This is a genomic window from Bacillus sp. TH22 (genome assembly GCF_016651015.1).
Taxonomy (GTDB): Bacteria; Bacillota; Bacilli; order Bacillales; family Bacillaceae_G; genus Bacillus_A; species Bacillus_A mycoides.
The window spans coordinates 1,381,216-1,403,115 of record NZ_JAEKER010000001.1; the positions used below are offsets into that span (position 1 = coordinate 1,381,216).

Annotated in this window: 25 protein-coding genes and 4 pseudogenes; 11 read left to right on the forward strand and 18 right to left on the reverse strand. The window is 34.0% G+C overall.

Features of this window, described 5'->3' with window-relative positions; all coding sequences use genetic code 11:
- Nucleotides 1-38 precede the first annotated feature (38 nt).
- From JFU18_RS06870 to JFU18_RS06880, 3 genes and pseudogenes are all read left to right on the forward strand, one after another.
- The gene (locus JFU18_RS06870) at nucleotides 39-449 is read left to right on the forward strand and encodes a MarR family winged helix-turn-helix transcriptional regulator (RefSeq protein ID WP_002030991.1); all 411 of its coding nucleotides are present in this window, start codon (nucleotides 39-41) and stop codon (nucleotides 447-449) included.
- Nucleotides 433-762 (forward strand): DUF3147 family protein, encoded by a 330-nt coding sequence (locus JFU18_RS06875; RefSeq protein ID WP_002086410.1) that lies wholly within the window; start codon nucleotides 433-435, stop codon nucleotides 760-762. Before JFU18_RS06870 ends, JFU18_RS06875 begins: the two co-directional genes overlap by 17 nt.
- A pseudogene (locus JFU18_RS06880) lies at nucleotides 714-1,634 on the forward strand (alpha/beta fold hydrolase). Before JFU18_RS06875 ends, JFU18_RS06880 begins: the two are co-directional and overlap by 49 nt.
- Nucleotides 1,635-1,673: 39 nt before the next feature.
- On the opposite strand, the gene JFU18_RS06885 reads toward JFU18_RS06880, so the two are convergent.
- From JFU18_RS06885 to JFU18_RS30320, 6 genes and pseudogenes are all read right to left on the reverse strand, one after another.
- Nucleotides 1,674-2,045 carry a hypothetical protein gene (locus tag JFU18_RS06885; RefSeq protein ID WP_201033594.1) on the reverse strand — a complete coding sequence of 124 codons (372 nt, stop codon included), beginning with the start codon at nucleotides 2,043-2,045 and terminating at the stop codon, nucleotides 1,674-1,676.
- Nucleotides 2,046-2,134: 89 nt separating this feature from the next.
- Complete coding sequence (locus JFU18_RS06890; protein ID WP_201032893.1) at nucleotides 2,135-2,710, reverse strand: histidine phosphatase family protein; 576 nt, start codon at nucleotides 2,708-2,710, stop codon at nucleotides 2,135-2,137.
- Nucleotides 2,711-2,833: 123 nt separating this feature from the next.
- Nucleotides 2,834-3,926, reverse strand: a pseudogene (locus tag JFU18_RS06895) (serine hydrolase).
- Nucleotides 3,927-4,026: 100 nt separating this feature from the next.
- The gene (locus JFU18_RS06900) at nucleotides 4,027-4,662 is read right to left on the reverse strand and encodes a cupin domain-containing protein (RefSeq protein ID WP_002193122.1); all 636 of its coding nucleotides are present in this window, start codon (nucleotides 4,660-4,662) and stop codon (nucleotides 4,027-4,029) included.
- Nucleotides 4,663-4,823: 161 nt separating this feature from the next.
- Nucleotides 4,824-4,985 (reverse strand): hypothetical protein, encoded by a 162-nt coding sequence (locus JFU18_RS06905; protein WP_000109008.1) that lies wholly within the window; start codon nucleotides 4,983-4,985, stop codon nucleotides 4,824-4,826.
- Between the two features lie 119 nt (nucleotides 4,986-5,104).
- Nucleotides 5,105-5,167, reverse strand: a pseudogene (locus tag JFU18_RS30320) (multidrug transporter MatE); the annotation flags it as partial.
- 131 nt (nucleotides 5,168-5,298) lie between these two features.
- Between JFU18_RS30320 and JFU18_RS06910 the strand changes: the two are divergent.
- Nucleotides 5,299-5,721, forward strand: coding sequence for a YfmQ family protein (locus JFU18_RS06910; protein WP_201032889.1), 423 nt, complete (start codon nucleotides 5,299-5,301; stop codon nucleotides 5,719-5,721).
- Between the two features lie 53 nt (nucleotides 5,722-5,774).
- Here the strand turns inward: JFU18_RS06910 and JFU18_RS06915 are convergent, their stop codons facing one another.
- From JFU18_RS06915 to JFU18_RS06935, 5 genes and pseudogenes are all read right to left on the reverse strand, one after another.
- On the reverse strand, nucleotides 5,775-6,608 hold the full coding sequence (locus tag JFU18_RS06915; protein ID WP_016103090.1) for a hypothetical protein: 834 nt from the start codon (nucleotides 6,606-6,608) through the stop codon (nucleotides 5,775-5,777).
- A 20-nt stretch (nucleotides 6,609-6,628) separates the two neighbouring features.
- Nucleotides 6,629-7,891, reverse strand: a complete 1,263-nt coding sequence (locus JFU18_RS06920) for an MBL fold metallo-hydrolase (RefSeq protein WP_201032887.1) — start codon at nucleotides 7,889-7,891, stop codon at nucleotides 6,629-6,631.
- Nucleotides 7,888-9,559 (reverse strand): annotated as a pseudogene (locus tag JFU18_RS06925) (ABC transporter permease). Before JFU18_RS06925 ends, JFU18_RS06920 begins: the two are co-directional and overlap by 4 nt.
- Nucleotides 9,560-9,571: 12 nt before the next feature.
- Entirely contained in the window at nucleotides 9,572-10,597 is a 1,026-nt protein-coding gene (locus JFU18_RS06930; RefSeq protein ID WP_201032879.1) for an ABC transporter substrate-binding protein, read from the reverse strand.
- Entirely contained in the window at nucleotides 10,575-11,567 is a 993-nt protein-coding gene (locus tag JFU18_RS06935) for an ABC transporter ATP-binding protein (RefSeq protein ID WP_002126662.1), read from the reverse strand. Before JFU18_RS06935 ends, JFU18_RS06930 begins: the two co-directional genes overlap by 23 nt.
- A gap of 161 nt (nucleotides 11,568-11,728) precedes the next feature.
- On the opposite strand from JFU18_RS06935, the gene JFU18_RS06940 reads away from it, so the two are divergent.
- The gene (locus JFU18_RS06940) at nucleotides 11,729-12,622 is read left to right on the forward strand and encodes a LysR family transcriptional regulator (RefSeq protein ID WP_201032877.1); all 894 of its coding nucleotides are present in this window, start codon (nucleotides 11,729-11,731) and stop codon (nucleotides 12,620-12,622) included.
- Nucleotides 12,623-12,662: 40 nt separating this feature from the next.
- Here the strand turns inward: JFU18_RS06940 and JFU18_RS06945 are convergent, their stop codons facing one another.
- Nucleotides 12,663-13,187 (reverse strand): outer membrane protein assembly factor BamD, encoded by a 525-nt coding sequence (locus tag JFU18_RS06945; protein ID WP_002086429.1) that lies wholly within the window; start codon nucleotides 13,185-13,187, stop codon nucleotides 12,663-12,665.
- Between the two features lie 109 nt (nucleotides 13,188-13,296).
- Nucleotides 13,297-14,565: an MFS transporter gene (locus JFU18_RS06950; RefSeq protein WP_002031019.1), complete on the reverse strand. Its 1,269-nt coding sequence runs from the start codon at nucleotides 14,563-14,565 to the stop codon at nucleotides 13,297-13,299.
- Nucleotides 14,566-14,682: 117 nt separating this feature from the next.
- Between JFU18_RS06950 and JFU18_RS06955 the strand changes: the two genes are divergently transcribed.
- The 6 genes from JFU18_RS06955 to JFU18_RS06980 all read left to right on the forward strand — a co-directional run bounded on the left by JFU18_RS06955 (nucleotide 14,683) and on the right by JFU18_RS06980 (nucleotide 17,998).
- Nucleotides 14,683-15,900, forward strand: coding sequence for a helix-turn-helix domain-containing protein (locus tag JFU18_RS06955; protein WP_201032875.1), 1,218 nt, complete (start codon nucleotides 14,683-14,685; stop codon nucleotides 15,898-15,900).
- A gap of 66 nt (nucleotides 15,901-15,966) precedes the next feature.
- Nucleotides 15,967-16,146: an H-type small acid-soluble spore protein gene (locus tag JFU18_RS06960; protein WP_001025736.1), complete on the forward strand. Its 180-nt coding sequence runs from the start codon at nucleotides 15,967-15,969 to the stop codon at nucleotides 16,144-16,146.
- Between the two features lie 180 nt (nucleotides 16,147-16,326).
- Nucleotides 16,327-16,662 (forward strand): antibiotic biosynthesis monooxygenase family protein, encoded by a 336-nt coding sequence (locus tag JFU18_RS06965; RefSeq protein WP_201033593.1) that lies wholly within the window; start codon nucleotides 16,327-16,329, stop codon nucleotides 16,660-16,662.
- Nucleotides 16,663-16,673: 11 nt separating this feature from the next.
- Complete coding sequence (locus JFU18_RS06970; protein WP_201032871.1) at nucleotides 16,674-17,033, forward strand: hypothetical protein; 360 nt, start codon at nucleotides 16,674-16,676, stop codon at nucleotides 17,031-17,033.
- A 36-nt stretch (nucleotides 17,034-17,069) separates the two neighbouring features.
- A complete protein-coding gene (locus JFU18_RS06975; protein WP_201033311.1) occupies nucleotides 17,070-17,336 on the forward strand; it encodes a hypothetical protein in 267 nt (88 codons plus the stop codon).
- A gap of 74 nt (nucleotides 17,337-17,410) precedes the next feature.
- Complete coding sequence (locus tag JFU18_RS06980; RefSeq protein WP_002011980.1) at nucleotides 17,411-17,998, forward strand: VanZ family protein; 588 nt, start codon at nucleotides 17,411-17,413, stop codon at nucleotides 17,996-17,998.
- Between the two features lie 82 nt (nucleotides 17,999-18,080).
- Here the strand turns inward: JFU18_RS06980 and JFU18_RS06985 are convergent, their stop codons facing one another.
- From JFU18_RS06985 to JFU18_RS07005, 5 genes are all read right to left on the reverse strand, one after another.
- A complete protein-coding gene (locus JFU18_RS06985) occupies nucleotides 18,081-18,251 on the reverse strand; it encodes a DUF3951 domain-containing protein (RefSeq protein ID WP_201032869.1) in 171 nt (56 codons plus the stop codon).
- A 62-nt stretch (nucleotides 18,252-18,313) separates the two neighbouring features.
- A complete protein-coding gene (locus JFU18_RS06990; protein ID WP_002086437.1) occupies nucleotides 18,314-18,625 on the reverse strand; it encodes an AzlD domain-containing protein in 312 nt (103 codons plus the stop codon).
- The gene (locus tag JFU18_RS06995) at nucleotides 18,616-19,344 is read right to left on the reverse strand and encodes an AzlC family ABC transporter permease (RefSeq protein ID WP_201032867.1); all 729 of its coding nucleotides are present in this window, start codon (nucleotides 19,342-19,344) and stop codon (nucleotides 18,616-18,618) included. The genes JFU18_RS06990 and JFU18_RS06995 overlap by 10 nt, the downstream gene beginning before the upstream one ends.
- On the reverse strand, nucleotides 19,334-20,170 hold the full coding sequence (locus JFU18_RS07000; protein ID WP_085310252.1) for a TrmB family transcriptional regulator: 837 nt from the start codon (nucleotides 20,168-20,170) through the stop codon (nucleotides 19,334-19,336). The genes JFU18_RS06995 and JFU18_RS07000 overlap by 11 nt, the downstream gene beginning before the upstream one ends.
- 183 nt (nucleotides 20,171-20,353) lie before the next feature.
- Nucleotides 20,354-21,652 carry an NtaA/DmoA family FMN-dependent monooxygenase gene (locus JFU18_RS07005; protein ID WP_201033592.1) on the reverse strand — a complete coding sequence of 433 codons (1,299 nt, stop codon included), beginning with the start codon at nucleotides 21,650-21,652 and terminating at the stop codon, nucleotides 20,354-20,356.
- Nucleotides 21,653-21,900 lie beyond the last annotated feature (248 nt).

The following is a 21,900-nucleotide window of genomic DNA, read 5'->3' on the forward strand; positions in this document are numbered from 1 at the left end:
TCTTACTATACGATATAAAAATAGGAGGATTTATCATTATGAAAGACATTAATCAACATTGGGAAAGTATTTATTATCACTTACGATATGAATATGAAGACAACCTTTCTCACCAAGCTATTCGTATTTTACAAATCGTTTCTCGTGAGAAAGATATAACAATTGGAAAAGTTGCTACTGAGCTTAGTCTCTCTCATAACACAGCATCTGAACACGTAAAGCGCCTTATTCAAAAAGGATTTATTATAAAAGAAAGAAACAAACACGATGAAAGGGTTGTAAACCTTACTTTAACGAAAGAAGGCATTGAAGTATTAGAAAAGCATACTTTACTAGATAAAGAAAAGATAAAAATATTAGAATCACAGTTATCAAAAGAAGAACAACAATTAATTGAAAAAGCCTTTTCGTTATTAGCGAAGGAGGCAAAATATGCATTTCCTCGTTAAAGTAATCGTTTCGGCACTTATTATCGGCGTTATTACTGAAGTCGCTAAACATTATAGTACGATAGGCGGCTTTATCGCTGCCCTTCCACTCGTTAGTTTACTAAGCCTATTTTGGATTTCTTTCGAAGGTGGGAGTAAACAAGAATTAAGTCAATTCGCTTTAGGCGTATTATATGGATTTCCTGCATCCGCACTACTATTATTTATTGTTTATATCGGTTTAAAGAACTCCTTTTCACTTAGTACATCTATACTCTTCGGCATATGTGCCTGGTGTATCGTCTTTACTTGCCAAAAAGTATTTCAAGCTTAGGGGGAATTACTATTAATAGATCAATAGAGATATTTGGACAAACTGTAGAAGTATATATAAGAGGTAACAGTAAACAAACTGTAGTCATTCAAACAGGAATGACTTGATCATTTTATGATTGGCTCCCTATTATAGAAGAGCTTTCACAACACTTTACAGTTGTTTCATACCATCGCCCAGGTTACGGAAAAAGTGAGCTAGGAAATACTCCACGTACAGCAAGGCAAGTTACAAAGGAACTACATATGTTACTAAACAAACTCCATATTCACAAGCCAATCATTCTAATCGGCCATTCCTATGGAGGGTTATGTGCACAACATTTTGCAATGTTACATGAAGATAGGCTGCAAGCACTTCTTTTAGTTGATTCTACTTCCATGAACTTACACCGATTAGATGAGCTTCATTTACCAGTTTCTGATCAAACTGATTCTGATGATATGTGGCTACAAAAATATCATACCTACTCCAACATGGATGCAGACGCGCTTTATACTGAACTAAAACCTATGCTCGTCAATACAACAAAACAGCATATCAAATTTTCTACATCTCCTTCCTTATATAAAGCGACAGCTTCTGAACTGTCCGAGTGGAAAAATTGTGCTCGCTCAATAAAAAAACAACATAAAACATTAGAAATACCATTAATCGTTATCGGTAGAGATCCTCAATATTCTATTGCTCAATTGATTGAGGGCGGTATGCCAAAAGAAGAAGCTACACAACTTGAAGATATGTGGCAAGAACTTATTCGTGAACAATTAAATCTCTCAATAAACAGCCAATACATTTTGGCTGAACATGCTAGTCACGGGATAGAAAACGATCGTCCAGATGCTATCATTGAAGCCATTCACTTATTGTAAATAAAAAAAGGAAGCAACTAAAGCTGCTTCCTTACTTATCTATTCATAGTCTTCTTCATCATCGACTTCTTCATAATACGAACTCCCATTGCTTACATATATAGGACCGTTCGCAACATCAATACGTAGTACCCATGCCCACGGCACAGCTAAACGTTTATGTATTGCTCTCCAAAAGTTCATTGATTTTCTTTCGTACTCCTGGAACTCCTGAAGTAACTCTTTATAGGAGGAACCGTCTAACTGAATATTTGCTTCTAATAAACGAGAATGGGCATAGTACTGTAACTCCAGTTCAGCAGCAATCTCCACTTCTTCTTCCGTTGCCATACCTATAATTGCTCCATCTGCTGGTGCGATTTCATATACGTTGTGAACTTCAATAAGCCCTTCTTTCTCTTTCTCAAACATGTAAACAGCCTCCTTTAACCAATATTTTTTATGTTACAAAGTCATACTTCTACAATACCTTCTCCCTTTCCTCTTTTTTTGATAAACTTTTACAAATTATTTATCTGATAATCTGTAGACTGTATTCTTTCAGCAGAACTGAAACAATTATTATCAAAAGTTAATTTATACACATCAGGCATATGAAGGGTTTTCCAAAACTGAAAACCATATTTCGAATCAAAATAATTCATTAGTAATACCATAATATTCCCATGAGTACCTATTACAATATTCTTACCTTTATATTTTTTTAATATACTTTGCATACATATTACAGCGCGTCTTTGCGCTACATCATTTGATTCTCCGCCTTCGTATGCAAAAGTCCAGTCTTCCCATACCTTCTGAATAGCATCGTTAAAATCTGTTACTGGCTCTTTACTTAATAACCTTTCCCGTAAATCTTCTTCCAGTTGTATTGATAAATTATATGTATTCGCAATTCCTTGCACGGTTTGAATCGCCCTTTTATACGGGCTAGAAATAACAACATCAATTTTTTTATCCTTTAACAAACTTGTTACATTACCTGCATCAATCTCTCCTTCTTCAGATAAGGGACGTTCCCTTTCTTCCTTTGTATATGTAGAGTGAGCGTGGCGAACGAAATATACTGTAGTCATTATTCAACTGCCTTTCTTAGTTTCAATCTATATTCCATGCAGTAAATAGGAAATCCTGTATCATGAATAGAAAAGAGCGCCTTTTAAAAAGCGCTCTTTTGTTTACATAATAAAATTATTCCATTATAACTTTTTTCTGAATTCTTCATCTGTTATAGCATCTTGAATAAAATAATCTATATTATTTCTCAGCTTTTGATATGCAACTTGATCTTCTATATCGTTAAACATAATTACAACTTCTACCTTATTCCCTTTCTTATCTGTAGTATACAAACTTTTTGTCAATACGAATGCGGTAGAACCACCTTTTTGACCAGAGATATTCCAACTTACTATTTTCAACTGTTCCTTTAAAAACATTATCAATTTCATCTTGCATTGATTTTGGAAAATAATTTCTACTATTTATCTTTTCCATTAAACTCAAATAATCTTTAGCATTTGCACTCACTAATCGATCTGACCAAATACGCTGGAATTCCATATCTATTTTTAATGGTATATCACGTTTCTTCCATTCACCTTCATCTTTCATCCATTCATGTATTTGTAACACGTGCTTATTATATTCATCATTAGACATGTTACGTATCATTTCTAACGATTGATTTTCTGGCTCATTAAGCTCCTTTTCTACATACCCTCTCATATATAGTGAAGCAGTATACGAAGAGAACTTGTCATGACTAGTAAGTTCTAACTCTTTTAAGCTATCATTTACTCTTTCTATTCTAAGCTTATCTAACAAATACGTTGTATTCGCATTAGAACTATAATGAATCATCCCTTTAGCCACTTCTTCTAAAGTAATCTGTCCATTTTGCACTAACTCTCTTACTTTTGAATCTTCTAACCAGTCAGGATGCGCTCCACCATCAGTGTTTTTAACATAATATTTTTCTAAATCCTGCAATGAAATTTGTTCATCTCGACTTATTTTTCCTTCTGACACTTGCTTAGCAAATTCAACTGCTATGACGATTTTTGCCGTACTCGCTAATGGCAATTTTACATTTTCATTTATAGATGTTAATACTTCCCCATTTTTTCTAATTAGTAATGAACACGTTTCATCACCTTTATGTTCTTTTATGTAGTTTAATACGTAATCAGGATCCTCTTTTGACAAATAGTACTTCATAATAAAAAAGAAAGCTATAACGGCTACTATAATGACTCCTGCAACAATTCCTATAATCTTTAATATGTTCACAATATGCCCCCTCTATAAATTCCCTTCTATATAATAATTATAACGAATAAAAATACAAAATTATACAAAACAGAGTAACTCTTCCTAAAAAAAGAAAGAGTTACTCTATTTCACATGATGTTATTTGTCCATTTAACGTAACAACTATATTTGAGTCGTCACTTTCTTTAACGCTATTTAGTCGATTTGAGTTAGGAGGACCAATTACAACTGACTCCTTAATTGGCGAAAGGTCCTTTCCTAATTTTTCTGCACTTACACCGTATGCAGCTTGAAATACTTCTGGCGGTGTTAATCTAAGTATGTCTGACCCCTCTGCTGTTTCAAACTGATCGTTATTGAAGAACAAATGTAATTGTACTTCTTCTGTTACCGCTGTAATCCAATGCCACCATCCCATTGGAATAAAGACAGTTTGCCCCGCTTTCACATGATAATTTTGCAATTGATTCGTTTCGGGATTTAAAATGGATGTAACTGCTTCTCCTGATACAACAACATCTAATTCCCACGCATTCGGATGCCAATGTGGTTCCCGCATATGCCCTTTTGTCATAAACAAATCAACAAACGCCCCTCCTATCATCGCAGGTAACTGCGTTGAGGTAACTTCATATGCAACGTTTTTCTCATCTCTTTTAAAAAAGACATTTTTTCTCGAATCAAAGAAAAGGTTTGGAGTTCCTGAGCTTTTCTTTAAATTTTTATTATCTGGAACATAGCCTGAACTACTCATTTTATCCCTCTTTTCCACTCCGAACATTTCTACTTTCACACTGTATCGTATGGAAAAAATGTATGAATGTGCCTATCATTCACATAACAAAAAAACATGCCTTCATGATGAGAGCATGTTTTGTGATTTTTTTCACATTATTTAGTTAAAAAATAAACTTTTTACTTACCATGATGTAACATTAAATCACTAAGTTCTTCTTCAATGTGATTTAATTTCGCAACTCCTTCTTTCCACTTATGAATATAACGCGATACCCCGACAATAAATAAAACAATAATTGTAGAAAGAATAATACCATATACGATTGTTACAGTACTCATAGTTACACTTCCTTATAATTAGTAATGTTGTTATTAGTTATATTTTTATTATAAACCTTTTTCTTTTAAAATACTTCGATTTCAACTTTTTGTAACAAAATTGATTTTTCTAATATTTAGTTCATAAAAATGGAATATTTTTCACAAATTATACAAAACTTCACCATATGTACTATTGCCACATGAGTTATATTGTTAAATAGGATAAAGTGAAATTTTAGTCAGTACGGGGTATCTATCCCACACTGATTATTAGCCCGCACCAACCAGGATTTTACGGACCGTTACTGTGAGATAAAGGGGATGAAATACTATGACGACTTGGTTTATTGTAATGTTAGTTGTATTTGGAGCATTTAAAATTATTGTTTCTAGCCTTCCTAACTCTGCTATTGAATCCATTATTAGCAAGTACGAAACACATCCACAACTTGAAGAAGAGAATGTGACTGTTACAATCAATGGAAATAACTTAAAAGGCGAAAAGAAATCCAAAATTATTCATGATTTTAACGAAGGATTATTTTTAGATCGCTATTATGCACCACCACACAATGAAGGCACTCCTTTAATTATCAATGCAAAACGTGGCAAAAAAGATTTTACATTTTATATTTATAGTCATGAAGAGCATGTTGATGTAGTAAAACAACATAAAAAGAAGGTAGTTGCTTATAGTTTACGCTCTAAAAACCTTCAAAATAATGATATGTTCGTGTCAGCTGATTTAGCTTAATACTCATATATTAGAAGAAGGAATCCATGGCACATGGATTCCTTCTTTCCTATTTACTGAAAAATAAGCTCTGTCTTCAAACTATCTTTCGGTAACAACCATCCTTTTTTCTCTATACTCGCCATTAATAATTCTCTTTGTTTTGTCGCGATACTTTCCTCATTTGTTTTAAACGACACTTCTATTACGAAGTCATCTTCTATTTTCCCGGTATTACTTAATGGCCAAATTTCAATATTCGTTTTTATATTTTCAAATTCACCTGTATACCGTTTCATTAATACAGGACCATAAATACGAGAATTCTTGAGCATTTCTTCTCCCCAATTCGTATACAACCATTTGTTCATTTTCCCTGGCAACTTTTCTATTAACATGTTTTGAGCAACTCGTTCGTTTGGTAAATCAAGTACTCCATATCCTTTAGCACTGTAACTTTTCTTATTTGAAATACTTAACGTTTTCTTCTCAAATCCCCAATCTATTTCCGCCTCATAATTATCAGTTTTACTATCAAATCCATCCTTTTTAGCCACTTCTAGTGCTTCTTGAATTACACCATTTTGAATAGGATATCTTTTTTTATATGTTAGTTCAAAATCTTTACTAAATTCTTTCTTTCGAATTCTCGCAAACCAACCTTCATTACTTAAATTTTTATTTGCTGTATCTAAAAATTGCACCTGTATTCTTTCATAATTTGTACCAGCCTGGAAATGTTCTAGTACCTCTTGCTTCATCTCTTTGTTATAACCTAATACTTGTTCTGGCTTTAATAATAACTTCACTTCAAAACTAGGTTTCATTGGACTAGCAGCAAACCCTTCCTTAACATGATAAAGGAAACAACAAAAGAAAATACTTACGAATACAAATACCTTTTTCATATACCGATCTCCTTTACATTTTAAATTACTTCTATACGTTCCAGAGTAAGCGAATACACATTTTCATATCCTGCTGTGCTTAGCTTTTGTTGTAATCGATCCGTATCCTCTTTCAAAGCATGTACTAACACCGTATGTTCTGGTAATAGTGTATTTAACATTTCCTTAACGTCACTTATACTTTGATGAACTTTATATGGAACTCGCTTCACCCTACATTCTTTACCTACACGTTCCTTCAAAACTTTTTCTGCAAAACTTCCTTTAGCAATATGTCCAGTAAAGATAATCGAATTTCGTTCTTCATGCCGAAGTTGTTCATAATACAACTGTGCTCGTTTCGTTTGCATATTCGCATCACTCATTACAACTATTCCGTAACTATTTTGCATACAAATTTCCTTATCCATAACTATTATGTTTCTTTTTAAATCCTCCACAACCCGTTCAAGTTTTTCATTATTTTTTAGCCAATCTTTATATATGAACATTTCTTCAAAACCAACCAAAATTTCTTTATCTACTATAAGCGGAAACTCTTTATATCGTTCATATAAATACAATACTATATCTTGCGCCCTACCAAGTGAGGGCAGTGGTAGTAATGCCGTTCCTTTATTTTGAGCAACTCTTTCAATTTCTGCACATAATTCGTCTACTCGTTCCTTTTGTGAAACATCATCAGTGTGATAAGCGGCATCTACAATTGCAATTTTTATATCGCTTCGCAAATTTTCAGGTAAATTAGCTCGTAGTATATTAGATTCTGCTGAATAATCACCAGAATAAAATACGTATGTATTACACATATCCACTAAAAACCAAACAGCTCCTAATACATGCCCACTATACCCCCATTGAAACCGCAACGTTGGTGTAATCTGTATCCATTCATTTGGATTACTAATCTCATCAATACATACATAATTTAGATCTTTAATATTTTGATCGTTATAAGGTAAATTCCACCCTTTTGAAAGATTGTAGTTTCCCCATTTTTCAAAATAAGCTGGAAGTTGCTCCTTCGTATAACGAGTCGTCCAAATTTTTTTCTTATATCCATACTTCGTCAATAAAGGTAAACCCATCGTATGGTCTTCATGAATATGTGATAAAAATACTGCATCCAAACATGGAACAACTTCTCTTTCTATTTTAGGATAACTATCCTCATATGATCGATTAATACCACAATCAAATACTATTTTTGTCTCTTTATTTTTTACAAAATAGCAGGAACGACCGTATTCTCCCGCTCCTCCCCATACTTCCATCCTCATCATGCTACCCCTTTTCGTTTTTGCTCCATATGTTGCAGAAGTAATAAGCACATTGTTGTAAGCCCAACAGAAACAACAGCCATTGCCATTCCTATAGATACTTCTCCTTGTTCAAATTGAGCAAAAATAAACGTTGCTGACGTTTCTACTGATGGAGGTAGTACGAGAAGCGATGCTACTAACTCTCTTATCGAAATCGTAAATGTCATCGCCCATCCGAACAAGAATTCCTGGAATAATAAGCGGCAATATTATTTTTCTAAAAATATAAATATAATTCCTAGAAAAAATACTTCCTGCCTGTACAAGAGAATCATCAATTTGTCCGAGCGATGCTTTTACATACTGCACCGTATAAGGTAAAAAGAGAACAACATACGTTACGATAACCATGACTGGTGTATTGTAAATTGACATAGGCATATAGGGTGAATTCCAAAATAAAATAAGCCCTACAACCATCACTATTCCTGGTACCATATTCGGTAACATGCCGCACATATCAAGCCATTTTTCAGAGGACTTTTTCCCCTTTCGAATCATAAGCGCCAAAAATACGCCAATAATTACAGCAACAATCGCCGTTACGAGTGAAAAAAGAAAACTGTTCCATAAAGCTTCTAATCCCGGAGAACCAATTGTAAATAATGCTTCATAATGGCTTGTTGTAAAGTTATTAAAATGTAAGCCACCGCCTCTTAACTTCGACAAAGAAGCAATAAGTATAGAAAAGTATGGGATTCCAATTGCTACTATTAGTAAGCCAATTACATAAACCCATGCTATAACGCGCGCAAATATAGACAAAGTATACCTTTTAGATTTCACACCTTTTCCACTAACCATTGCATATGTATACTTTCGATTCAATACATTTTGCATATACCAAATGAGCATACACGCACTAAGTAATAAAGAAGATAGTGCTGTGGCACTGCCAAAATCAATCGGCCAACTAGAGATAAATTTATGAATCTCAGATGTTAACACATGGAATCCTATTCTACGTCCGAATGTAGCTGGTGTTCCAAATTCAGCAATCGTCTTTACGAAAATGAGTAAAGCACCCATTACATAACTTGATAACAATAACGGTAGTATTATTTTTCTTAAACGATAGAAAAAACTTCCACCATGAACTGCTGCCGCTTCTTCTTTACTACTCCCAATATGAAGTAACGTGTTTTTCAACATGAAGTAAAGGAATGGGAATAAATGCAGACTCATAATTAAAACCATACCGCCTAAACTAAAAAACGATGATGAAATCGGCTTTAAAGCCGGAAAAAATTGTTCAAAATAACCGTTAGGTTGCATGAACAAAATCCAGCCCATCGATCCGATATAGGGCGGGGTCATAAATGGGATCATAAAAACAATATCTAACTTACTATACTTTCCTACATCTGTTTTGCTCATAATGAACGCCAATGGAAACGCAAATATTGTAGCTCCTATTACAACGAGTACACCTAGAAGCATCGAATTTAGAAAAATCCCAGCTAATCCACCACTCTGCATGACTTCAAAAGGCTTTAAAAAATTCCAACTGCTATTTTCATATACACTAGAAAATAAAATGAGAAAAAGCGGAATGACGATTAACATCGCCACAAGTAACAACGCTACTGTCATTCCAACTTGTCTTACTGATACGAATCGATTTACCATGTAATCACCATCTTATTGAAATACTTTCTTAAATTGTTTTGCTATTTCATCTTGTTCTTTCTCAACTGTTTTCCAATCAATATTTAATACTGGAATCTCTTCTACATTCGGTCTATTTTCAACTTTTATATCTTTTCTACCTGGCAACAAATACGCTTTAGAAACTTGTTTTTGCACATCATCTGATAATAAATAATCAATAAACTCTTTTGCACCTTCTACATTTTTACTATCCTTCATAATGCCTGCTGCACGTGGACTAATGACTGTTCCGCTTTTTGGATATACGATATCAACCGGTTCACCCTTTGCTTTTGCACTGTACGTCATATAGTCAACACCCGCAATTACCATATCTTTCGCACCTGTTACAACTGGGTCTAACGCTTCTTGGTTTGCCCCAGCTACTGTAACTTCATTTTTCTTAAGCTGTTCAAATAAATTCCATCCATCTTGTCCATTCTTTTTCACATATCCTGTTACAAAGTCTAAAGCTGAACCTGAAAGTGCTGGATCTGGAAGATTCACTTTCCCTTTCCATTCTCCTTTCGTTATATCGCTCCAATCTTCAGGTGCTGTCTTCACATTTTTTGTGTTATACACAATTCCTAATGCTGAAGCACTATATCCAAAATAATGTCCTTTATCATCCGACCATTCAGAACGAAGCTTATCAGCTTGTTTTGCTTCTTTATAAGCTAACGTTTGCCCATCTTTTTTTAATCCTTCCATCGCTGGTAAAGAAGCAAGTACGACAACGTCAACGACTGGATTTTTCTTTTCAGCCTCCATTCTTGCTAAAATCTTACCTGTTGTTCCTTGAAACATTTCTACTTTTATCCCTGTTTTCTTTTCAAAGTCCTTTTGAATTTTTTCTGCTAATCCTTTTGGTCCTGCACTATATACAACGATTTTCTTTTCATTAGCGTTTTTATTTTTTGCATCTACACTGCCTGTCTTTGAGCTACAACCTGTTACTACAGCAGAAAATAGTAAAGTACATACAAATAAAGACTTAAGCGAACTGAATTTCTTCATACGATTCTCCCCCTATATGATGAATACATTTTTTTGGTACATATAACGATACCGGTTTACCAACGCTTAGCTTACTATTGTGATAAGCTGTCCATACACCGAGTGTCCCCATGTTTACTTTCACTTCATAACGTTCTCCTACATATGTAACGTGCTGAACTTCACCTGTATACATTTCGCACAAGTCATTTTTTGTCCAGCTCACATGCTCTGGACGAATCATTTTTTTCCCCTCTACAAGCCAATTTGCCTTACCAATAAATTTTGCAACAAATTCATGAGACGGTTTCACATAAATGTCTTCTGGTGTTCCTTTTTGTAATACTTCACCCTGCTTCATGACAATAATTTGGTCTGACATTGACATAGCTTCTGTTTGATCATGTGTTACATACAATGCCGTTAAACCAATTGAATGAACGATGTCCATAAGTTCTAATCGCATTTCTTCTCGCAAAATTGCATCGAGTGCACTTAACGGTTCATCGAACAAAATAAAATGAGGTTTCGTTACAATTGCTCTAGCAAATGCGACACGTTGCTGCTGTCCACCGGAGAGTTCATGCGGATATCTTTTCTCCATACCTTGCAAACGAACTCGCTTTATCGCATCTTCTACCTTTTCTCTTAAGTGATTCGTTTGCTTTGTAGCCCTTAAACCAAATGCAACATTTTCAAATACAGTCATATGCGGCCATAAAGCAAAATCTTGAAATACCATGCCGATATTCCGCTCATGAGGAGATGTTTTTATCTTTTTAGCAGAAGAATACATGCACTTATCTCCAAAATATATTTCACCTTTATCCGGTTCCTCAAGCCCTGCAATCATTCTAAGTAAAGTCGTTTTCCCGCATCCTGAAGGTCCTAAAAGTGTGGTGAATTCCCCTTTTTTCATTACAATCTGTAACGGCTTTAACGCCTGTGTTTTCCCAAATGCCTTTTCTAATCCATGAATTTTAATATCCATCGTTTCACATCTCTCCCCTCATTCTTAACCTGCTTTCATTCTATCTGGAAGTTTTATACTGAATGTTAATGTACTGTAAAGATTAAATTAAAAAATCTCTAATAAACTATTTATTTCTATAGATTTTTTCTATAGTTAGAAGAAAAAGGGGCCAACTTATCATGAATCTCTTAAAATTAGAAATTGTAGTGCTTATTAAGAAATATAAAAAGCTTACTATCGTTGCAGAAAAACTTGGCGTTAAACAACCTACTATTACGTTTCATATAAAAAGCTTAGAAGAGGAACTTGGTGTGCCTTTATTTGAATTACGTTCCGGAAGGTATTTCTTAACAGAAGCTGGTGAGGCATTGCATCATTATGCTTGTAAAATAGATGCACTTATGAAAGAAGCTAGGCGGGTCACACAAGAGTTTAAAGATTTTAATAAAGGCGCTATAACAATTGGTGCTAGTTATGTACCCGCGACTTATCTTTTACCAGAAGTTGTTCACCAATTTCAATGCGAATTTCCAAATATAAAAATAACACTCATAGTAAAAACAGCTCCTGAAATTCGAACGATGCTACAAAATCATGAAATTGATCTCGGGGTAATTTCTGCGGCACCGTTTGACGAACCACTTCTAAAACAAATGAATGTAATGCCTGATACACTTGTTCTTGCCTTTTCCAAAGAACATCATCTTTCTAAAAGAACAAATGTATCATTACAAGATATCGAAAAAGAACGTATATTATTGCATCGTAACCCATCTACAACGAGAGATTTACTTACACAATGGACGTTAGCACATAACATTACATTCCAATCAGAAATTGAACTAGATTCATTAGAAACGATGAAACAAATTTTAAAACATGGTAATGGGGTTGCCTTTATTTCAAAACTTGCTATTGAGCAAGAAGTACAACGAAATGAGCTATGCTATATACCGATCCCTGATTTTGAATTTCAGCGTAATATTTATACCATTCATCATGAGGACAGATGGAATTCTAAAATAATTTCTTTTTTACTACATAGCATTACTTCTTTTGCAGAAAAAAATTAAAAGGCTGTCGTTATACACGACAGCCTTTTAAACTATAACTCTATTTGTTTTTCTTATCCTCAATTTTTGCTTGTGCCTCTTCAGCCTTATCTAATGCTTCTGAAACTTTTTTCTCTTTTTCTTTTACATCATCTATACTATCAACAGCTTTAATTAATTTATCGATTCCTTCTTCATTTACCTTTTTTCGTTTCGCTACTCTTTCATTTACTTTCTCTTCCACATCTTTTGCTTTTTGAAGCATATTCTCTGCATTTGATGTCACAGCTTTTTCAAGTGCATCATCTTTTTTCTTTTGTAACACTTCATTTGCAATATCTTTCGTTTCTAAATACTTACCGTCTTTTAATGCTGTCGCACCGCGATCTAGTAACTGAGCGACTTCTTTATATGCCTTCGCTTCATTTCCTGATTTCTCTTTTTCCGCTTTTTCAAACCACATAATCGCATCACTATATTTTTCATTTTTCAATGATTGCATACCTGTTTCAATATACGTGTCATAATTACTACATCCAGTCATTACGACTAACAGAAAAAGCATTACAAAACTTAATTTTCTCATGATGTTTTCTCCTTTTCTTTGCCTGCTCACTTTACTGTAACATACATGAAAAGGAGTTTCAAAAACTAAAATACTAATATGGTCATTTTTATATTGTTAAAATTTTCTTTTAAACCGATACATCCACTTGTTTTTTCGCCATATGCTGCTTTACTCCAACTAATACAACTAACAATAATCCTCCACCTAATGTCATCATAACAATGCTAGTCGGTAACATATCTAATAATAATCCATATACAATCATTCCAAGCGGTGCGATTGCAGTAGAAATTGTTTCAAGTAGACCGAATACACGTCCTAAATAGTTTGGATCTGTCGTCTTTTGCATATGTACTTGCATCGGGATATTTACAACCATCATTGATATACCGGTTAAAATCATAAAAGTGATATAGTAAATAAAACTTGCTACTTTCGGAATGATAACTAACAACGGAAAGACTGTGCATAAACTCAAGCCCGCAAATAAAAACAGTCCAATATAAACAGAACGAAACGGATTATTCACTTCTTTACGTACTGATAAAACAATTGCACCAATTAGCATCCCGACTGCTAACATTCCCTCTACAACACCGAGTTGCTTCGAGGATAAATGCAAATTTTTAATAATAATATATGGAAGCGAAACGAAAAGTGCACTCGCAAAAAAGTTTACCCCTACTGCAATTTTCATTAAACCATATATTTCATGCTGTCGTTTCACATATGAAAAACCTTCTTTTATACTCGTCAAGAAATGCTCTTTACTTTCGGCCAATTCTTTTTTATATAAATCAAATACGATGAATAATTGTACAATAACTGCTAAAAAGAATGTAATACTATTTAACAGGAAAAATGTTTTGATTGAAAAGAAACCAAATACAACTCCTCCAATAATCGGCGCTAAAATATTCGATAAAGATGATGCCGTCTGATTTAAAGCACTCGCTTTTTGAATACGCTCCTCATCTACTAAATTAGGAATAGACGAAGTTAATGAAACAGAATAAAAACTTGCACAAATTGATAATAATGCCGCTGATACATAAATAAACAGAAGTGATGGTCCAAATATAGTAGCAAGAATAAACATAATAAGCATTGTTAAGCTACTTAATAAATCAGTGCCAATTACAAGCCATCTTCGGTTCACACGGTCAGCTACAGCACCTGCAATTGGGCCACAGATCATTCTTGGTATTGATCCGCAAATAAGAGTAGTTGCAAACCCCATTCCTGAACCAGTTGTCTTTAATACGTATAATCCCATTGCAAACGTATAAATACCCGCCCCTAACAAGGACGTCATTTTTCCAATCATCATTAAAATAATATTTCTCGTTGCAATCTTCATTTTCCAATCATTTTGACCTATACTTACATCCCCCATTATGACACTCTCCCTTTAAAAGTTAAATTGTGCTAAACTTATTATATATACAACTTTCCAATTTTTACAACGAAAAGTTTAATTACATTTAACTTTTTGATTATAAAGGAGCATATGATGGCTACTCTCGGCGAGAAAATTAAAACGTTACGAAAAGAAAAAAAGCTTACTCAAACTGAATTAGCAGGTTCAGAACTGACAAAAAGTATGTTAAGTCAAATTGAAAATGGAAAAGCTACACCTTCTATGAAAACATTACAATATATCGCTAATAAACTTGGATGTGAAATGAGTTTTTTACTAGAAGATGATGATGATGGAGAAATTGTAGAACTCATTCAAAAAATGGAGGAACTAATAAAGACAAATAAATGCGATGAAGTATATGATACTTTACTACCTATCGTTCAAAAAGAGCTACCTTCTACTTTAAATACGGCTCGTATATATAAACAGTTCATAACTGGAGCAGCTATTATGAACGATTATAATATTGAATATTACGTCGAAACCGCTATTTCTATATTTGAAAAATATACTTTATATCGAGAAAGCACTGAAACGAAACTACTGTTTTACTATATGCTCTTCAAACGTAAAAAATATAAAGAATGTTTACAGATGATTACCATTATTCGTGATGAATATAAAACGAAGAATTTAGAAATGGATCTTATTACGCATATACAATTATACTTAAAAGAAGCAATTATTTTACTCGCATATGGTGATTATGAAAAATGTGAAAAAGTCATTTTTGATGCACTTGCATTTTCAAAAAAACATCAAGTGTATTATAAAACAGATGATTTTTATCGTATTTTATCTTATCAAAAAATCATTACAGCTGATAAAGAACGATATTTATATTACATAAAAAAATCTGAGCAATTTGCTATATTTACAGAAGATACTTTATCCATTGCAAATATAGATATATTAAAAGCTTATTACTACAACACCGTTACGAATGAATATACAATCGCATTAGAGCATCTAGAGCACTTTCGAGAAAAACTAAAAAACGAGCCAATTTTTCAAGACAATGGACTGTATTATCTTGAAAAAGGAAAATCTTTATATGGTTTAAAACGTTACGAGGAAGCTTCGGAAACATTACAACGTGCTATCATACCAAATTATATGAGCCATCCACTTGATCAATCATGGTTATTAACAGCTGGATCTTATCGTGCCCTTTGCTATATAGAACTTCAAGATAAAAAATCTGCTCTGAAAGAAGCAAAAGAAGCAGTTCAAGCGATAGATGACTATCCTGATTCCATCTTCTCTTCATTTATTAAAGAAACATTACAAATAATACAAAAACTTTAAAAATGTCTCGAAATGGTATATTATTCCTCCTTTTTTGCAAAGATAATAATGATGGGAGGAATATAAATGAATATACAACGCGCAAAAGAGCTTTCCGAGTCATCTGAAGAAGCCAATGTCAGTTTTCAAGGCATGCCTGTTATGATTCAACACGTTGACGAAAGCAACGAAACCGCCCGCATATATGAAGTAACAAATCCAAAACGCGAATTAACTGTTCCAGTTAATAGCTTAGAGGAAATATAAAAAATGCCACTTCTTTTTTTTGAAGTGGCATTTTTCTTACTTTAGATTACTTAATATAAATCCCTTCTATCCTCTGTTTTACAACACCTAAAAAAATAAGAATCTTCTACTTCTTTTTTTAACCTGCTAAAATACAAACTATGAATTAATTATTCGAACTATACATTAAGGGGGAAAATAATGAAATATGATTTAGAAAAAAACAAGCCCTATTATGCAGTTATATTCACTTCTAACCTTTCAAATGATAAAACAGATTATAGTACCGTTGCCGAAAAAATGGAGGAACTTGCGAAACAGCAACCTGGATTTTTAGGTGTAGAAAGCGCACGTGATCATTCCGGACTCGGAATTACAATTTCTTATTGGGAGTCACTTGAAGCAATTGAAAATTGGAAAAGGAACGCCTTACATAAAGAAGCGAAAAAAAGAGGCCGTGAGCAATGGTATGAAAACTTCCACCTGCGTATCTGCCTTGTTGAGAAAGAATATAAGTTTCAGAGAGAAATCTTGTAAAGGAGTTTCATATGCCACTAACATTACTATTACTCATATTCATAATAATTCCCTTCATTTCAGCATTAGCTCTCATTTTTATGACGGTTAAAAAAGGAAATTTTCTAAACCGACCATACTTACAATCATTCATCGTATGTGCTCTATTTTTTACGAATTGGATATTATATTTAACAAATTTTTATTCATTTCTGCCTGAGAAAGTTAGTCGATTTATATTCCTACCCATTTGGTTTTTCCTTTGCGTTTTAGGATTTATCGTTTTCGCACGCGAATGGAAGAACAATCGTATTTTTTCCATATCTATCGGTTTTCTTTCTTTTATTAGTTTTCTATTTGGATTATTGTTGTTAGTTCTTTCGGGAATGTGACTGTGAAATGGTAGTAAAAACAAACAGTTCCACACACTGTCTAAAGGAAGTGTATATATCAACGGGAGCGCATATGTATATTCTACTGATGGAGGAGCTATGGGACCTTACGATGTAAAATATACTCTGTACAGATCTGCATGGGGTTCGGACCCTAGTTATGGAACAGTTAATGGCGGCATAAATAAATCTTTCTCTAGTGCATACAATGTTGATACAAATTCAAATGAATACTACTTATTTATTTGGAAAACAAATGACGATGGACAGAATGTAAAAGGGAACGGAAAAATATCTAATTAAAATATTGCTACTAAACTATGATGTCTAATAATAGACATCATAGTTTAAATATGAAAATATGAGGGATTTTAAACATGCTAATTGACTTTGATGGTTTTATTCTTATTGGAGCATTTATTATATGGTTATTTTTACTCCTCTTTTTTAAGTTACACCTAAAAAAGAGGAACATGTACTTACTATTTTTTTCAATATTTTATTTGTACCTTTGTGTAGTACTTAATTATACCCAATTCCCAATTATTATAGATGAAAATATGAAAAAAGAAATTGGACAAAATGTTTGGAGAGATGCTAATTTTATACCATTCAACACGGAGCATTTCGCTATAACAACATCATTACTTAATATACTACTAACAATTCCTTTTGGCTTTGGTTTTCCTTACATAAAAAAGACGAATTTCAAACAAGTTGTTTTATCAGGAATTGTCTTAGGGTTCTTGTTAGAAAATCTACAACTTTTATCCGCACTTTATGCCGGATTCACTTTTCGATATGTCGATATAAACGATGTAATTTTTAATTGTATGGGTGTCATTTTAGGGTATGGTATATCAAAAGGCTTTACCCTTGTGTATAGAACATTTATACACAAACTTGATATTAAATTGAATTCCTTTTTAAGATATATTTATGAAACGAACAATTCCTCAACATGACTTCCCTTTTACATTAGCATGTTCTATAACGTTTTATAGAACATTATAAAGCAAGAAAAATAGAAGAAAGAAAAGCCTTCGTTCAACTTTTCTTCCTTCTATTTTTACCTTTAGATTTTATTGTCATAGTTTCACAAGGTGTGTAATAAATTTGAGGTGTCGCCTTATCAACCACCATCAAAAACGTAATAAAACCGATAATAAAGAAAATGAATACCGTGAATAAAATAGCACCTATCGTTAAAAGTATCATAACACCACCCCTATATATTTCATGTTATTACACCTTTCGCTATTATATGAGCTGAATCCTTTTTAGAAAAATAAACGTAACAAAATAATTACAATGACTCCTGTTAATACTGTTCCTAATAAACTACGAGTATATATCGCTACGAAAAATGTAGGAATTGCCGCAATGATATAATCCCACTGCACTGTCTCATGCATAAATAATACTTGTGCTAAAAGTGCTGCTAATATCGCAATTGGTATGTAATTTAACCATTTTAAACCCCAGTCTGGAATTTGTAGTTTACTAAATACGAGAAGAGGTAAAATACGTGGTACGAGTGTGACAGCTCCTGCTGCTAGTAAAAGGAATAATACGTCCAATCTTACTTCCATTTTTCAATCACCACCCCGATTGTCGCAGCTAAAAGTGTTGCGATAATAACTGCTATACTATCTGGCATAAATAAGTGTGAAACGTATGCGATAATAATCGCTACAATTGCAACACTTAGATGAATGGCTAGTTTCGGTTTACTACTTATTAGCTGAAGTACAAATAATCCGATAAACATCGCTGGTAACGCATAATCCATTCCGTACGTATGAGGATCTGGTATCCACTCTCCAAAAAGCCCTCCGAGAACTGTAGCTAAAATCCAATTTAAATATGCTGTTACATTAAGTCCCATCATCCATTTCTCGCCTAAATGGCCTTTTTGTGCTGCTTGTTGCACTGCAACGCCGAAAGTTTCATCTGTAATTTGCGAACCAATTATTAAATTTTTAAAAAGAGGTATCTTGGTGAAGTAAGGTGCGAGTGCAGCACTCATTAATAAGTGACGTAAATTAACAAAGAACACAGTAAAAATAATTGCCGAGGCTGGGGCACCCGCTGCATACATACCCGCTAATATAAATTGAGCAGAACCTGCGTAAATTAAAGTGGACATAAAAGCAATTTCAATGATGGAGAAACCAGCTGTTTTCGCAATAACACCAGCCGCTATACCAATGCTCAAATATCCAAATACAGTTGGTAAACAATCCTTTACACCTTGTTGAAATGTATCATCACTCTGCAATGTCATATGTGCCTGAGCTTTATTCACCATTCTCTCCCTCCATTTCTTCCATACTACGTTTGCCTGTTACGACATGAACTAAATCTATGTTTTCACGCCATAATGTATCTAATTTATCAGCTCCAAACTCCTTCGTAATCTCTTCCACCATAATGTCGTGCCGCACATACTCCGTAGCAACGAGAACTAGAGCTGGATCATACGTTGTAACGGCCCATGAAGTGCTATCATTTGAGAAGTTAGCAATTAATACTTCTTCCCCATCACGCGCGATAACAGTTAAATGACCTCCCATTCTTTTTTCAACGACGTGAGGTGTCATATAATTATGATGAAATGTCGCTCCTATTTTTGTTTCTGGAGCACCAAATAAAATGGAAAATATATGTACGCCTTCCTCTTCCTTTTGATGAATGAACGGCTCAATCTCGTGCACTTGATCTTCCCATACAGAAATCCATAGCTCTTCTTTTGCTCTATTAATTATATTGCATATTTCTTTTAAAACACGATCATTTGAGCGAATATGCGAAATTACATCAATTTGCCGCTCTTGTTCTAAACAATTTAATTTCTGGTCTAAAAATGCAAAGGACTTTTCAAAATCTTTTCGCATTCGATCCATTAATTCCGTAGCTGGCACTGGTACATATTTCACTGGTTCAGAAGGAACGATATGCACCGCTCCTTTATCCATCAACTTGCCAAGTACTTCATAAATCATCGAACGAGGTACCCCTGTTTGTTTACTCACTTCATAACCTGTTACTGGATAATGTTTTAATAGTCCAATATACGCTTTACATTCATACTGGGAAAAACCTAACTTTTGTAACTCTTTTATTATTTCATCCATCGGTAACCCCTCATAATCTACATAGCTCTCATTTGAAAACGATGCATTCATTTTATATTAGTAGTTATTACTATACCTACTAATATAAAAAAAGAAGACCCCTAAAGTCAATTGATAATTCTGAAATTTTAACAAAAAAGAAAAAGCCTTCTTATGAAAGACCTTTTCTACATACTATTCCACTTATTTTAACAGCAAAGTATTTGATAAAGTCCCCTCTAAATGTTCACGCAAGGTTGAACCTGTATACTCTTCTCTAAATACACCTGCTCTCACGAATAAAGGAATCACTTCACTAAAGAATAGATCCAATGATTTAGGAGGTCCGCCTGGAATTGCAATGAATCCATCTAGTGCCCCTGCTTCAAATCTTTCTATAATTTGTTTGAAAACGTCTTGTGGTGTGCCAATAGCGACCCAATGAGCAGAACCAACAATTTCTGGTCGTTCTAGTATTTGCTCAACAGTTGGTTCATTTTTAATGATGAAATTCCGCAATAATTCGGCATGTGTTTTACTGCGTACAGTTTGATTCCTACTCGGCAGCATATGTTCAGTAACCTTACTTTCTAATGGTATCCCTCTAACGTCTAATCCGAGAACCATTTCGAGTAAAGCACATCTCTTCTCCCTCGTAAGATGTTGATGAGCTTGCCTATGCATTTCAAGTGCTTCTTCATATGTATCACCAATAAAGAAATATAAACCAGGCAATACACGTATATCATCTTGCTTTCGGCCATGCTTTTCTGCTCTTCTTCTTAAATCTTGACGAAGTTCGATTCCTGACTCTACATCTGGCATCGCGGCGAAAATTGCATCCGCAACAGAAGCAGCAAAATTCCGGCCAGACTCTGAAGCACCCGCTTGAAATAAAGGCATTTCCCCAGAAATATGTTGCGGAACATTAAGTGGACCTTTCACCTCAAAATGTTCACCACGATGCTCAATTGGCTGTACCATTTCTCTAATTACATCTGCGTTGTCTTCTTTTAAAACTTCATAAGGATGGCTCCTCCAAAGTTTTCTAACTAAATCTGTACATTCTGCCGCTTTCGCGTATCGCTCTTCAGATGGTGGCATCCCTGTCTCACCAAAGTTTTCAGCACCATCAATTGATGTGACAATGTTCCATCCTACTCGGCCGTTACTAATCCAATTTAAAGATTGTAGTTGCCTCGCTAGTATATATGGTGGATAAAATGATGTTGAAGCGGTCGTAACGACTCCAATTTTCTCTGTCGCATAAGCAATAGCGGTAAAAAGTAATGTTGGATCTAAAATTACATTCCCCTTATTACGTGCAATTAAATCTGGATGTGTCACTAAATAATCCGCTTTAAAAACAAAATCTAACTTAGCCTTCTCTGCCAGTCTTGCTAACTCTACTTGTTCATCGATTCCTGAATCAAACTTATTCTCTTGTTCTTTCTTTCTAGAAATCAAACATAACCCAATGCAAAGCTGTTTTTTGGTAGACATATGTACACACCTTCCCCTTAGTTTTTAATTCACCTAGTTAAGCAAAGACTGATACAATCACAACCTCCATTCTTTTTAAAGAATAACAATAATGACATTGATAATCATTATCATTTTATGATGTTACTGAAATAAATGCAACAACAAAAAAGACTCCCGCTAATGGGAGTCCTTTATCCCGCATTAACGGGCAGTACGGCTCCTAGCTCAAAACCAGAAGTTAGGCGGGGAATAACTGCCCGTAAATG

Excerpts from the sequence above, each read along its gene's own strand:
- JFU18_RS06870 (WP_002030991.1), top strand. The coding sequence starts at position 39 with ATGAAAGACATTAATCAACATTGGGAAAGTATTTATTATCACTTACGA.
- JFU18_RS06875 (WP_002086410.1), top strand. The coding sequence starts at position 433 with ATGCATTTCCTCGTTAAAGTAATCGTTTCGGCACTTATTATCGGCGTT.
- JFU18_RS06885 (WP_201033594.1), bottom strand. The coding sequence starts at position 2,045 with ATGTTTGAGAAAGAGAAAGAAGGGCTTATTGAAGTTCACAACGTATAT.
- JFU18_RS06890 (WP_201032893.1), bottom strand. The coding sequence starts at position 2,710 with ATGACTACAGTATATTTCGTTCGCCACGCTCACTCTACATATACAAAG.
- JFU18_RS06900 (WP_002193122.1), bottom strand. The coding sequence starts at position 4,662 with ATGAGTAGTTCAGGCTATGTTCCAGATAATAAAAATTTAAAGAAAAGC.
- JFU18_RS06905 (WP_000109008.1), bottom strand. The coding sequence starts at position 4,985 with ATGAGTACTGTAACAATCGTATATGGTATTATTCTTTCTACAATTATT.
- JFU18_RS06910 (WP_201032889.1), top strand. The coding sequence starts at position 5,299 with ATGACGACTTGGTTTATTGTAATGTTAGTTGTATTTGGAGCATTTAAA.
- JFU18_RS06915 (WP_016103090.1), bottom strand. The coding sequence starts at position 6,608 with ATGAAAAAGGTATTTGTATTCGTAAGTATTTTCTTTTGTTGTTTCCTT.
- JFU18_RS06920 (WP_201032887.1), bottom strand. The coding sequence starts at position 7,891 with ATGATGAGGATGGAAGTATGGGGAGGAGCGGGAGAATACGGTCGTTCC.
- JFU18_RS06930 (WP_201032879.1), bottom strand. The coding sequence starts at position 10,597 with ATGAAGAAATTCAGTTCGCTTAAGTCTTTATTTGTATGTACTTTACTA.
- JFU18_RS06935 (WP_002126662.1), bottom strand. The coding sequence starts at position 11,567 with ATGGATATTAAAATTCATGGATTAGAAAAGGCATTTGGGAAAACACAG.
- JFU18_RS06940 (WP_201032877.1), top strand. The coding sequence starts at position 11,729 with ATGAATCTCTTAAAATTAGAAATTGTAGTGCTTATTAAGAAATATAAA.
- JFU18_RS06945 (WP_002086429.1), bottom strand. The coding sequence starts at position 13,187 with ATGAGAAAATTAAGTTTTGTAATGCTTTTTCTGTTAGTCGTAATGACT.
- JFU18_RS06950 (WP_002031019.1), bottom strand. The coding sequence starts at position 14,565 with ATGGGGGATGTAAGTATAGGTCAAAATGATTGGAAAATGAAGATTGCA.
- JFU18_RS06955 (WP_201032875.1), top strand. The coding sequence starts at position 14,683 with ATGGCTACTCTCGGCGAGAAAATTAAAACGTTACGAAAAGAAAAAAAG.
- JFU18_RS06960 (WP_001025736.1), top strand. The coding sequence starts at position 15,967 with ATGAATATACAACGCGCAAAAGAGCTTTCCGAGTCATCTGAAGAAGCC.
- JFU18_RS06965 (WP_201033593.1), top strand. The coding sequence starts at position 16,327 with ATGAAATATGATTTAGAAAAAAACAAGCCCTATTATGCAGTTATATTC.
- JFU18_RS06970 (WP_201032871.1), top strand. The coding sequence starts at position 16,674 with ATGCCACTAACATTACTATTACTCATATTCATAATAATTCCCTTCATT.
- JFU18_RS06980 (WP_002011980.1), top strand. The coding sequence starts at position 17,411 with ATGCTAATTGACTTTGATGGTTTTATTCTTATTGGAGCATTTATTATA.
- JFU18_RS06985 (WP_201032869.1), bottom strand. The coding sequence starts at position 18,251 with ATGATACTTTTAACGATAGGTGCTATTTTATTCACGGTATTCATTTTC.
- JFU18_RS06990 (WP_002086437.1), bottom strand. The coding sequence starts at position 18,625 with ATGGAAGTAAGATTGGACGTATTATTCCTTTTACTAGCAGCAGGAGCT.
- JFU18_RS06995 (WP_201032867.1), bottom strand. The coding sequence starts at position 19,344 with ATGGTGAATAAAGCTCAGGCACATATGACATTGCAGAGTGATGATACA.
- JFU18_RS07000 (WP_085310252.1), bottom strand. The coding sequence starts at position 20,170 with ATGGATGAAATAATAAAAGAGTTACAAAAGTTAGGTTTTTCCCAGTAT.
- JFU18_RS07005 (WP_201033592.1), bottom strand. The coding sequence starts at position 21,652 with ATGTCTACCAAAAAACAGCTTTGCATTGGGTTATGTTTGATTTCTAGA.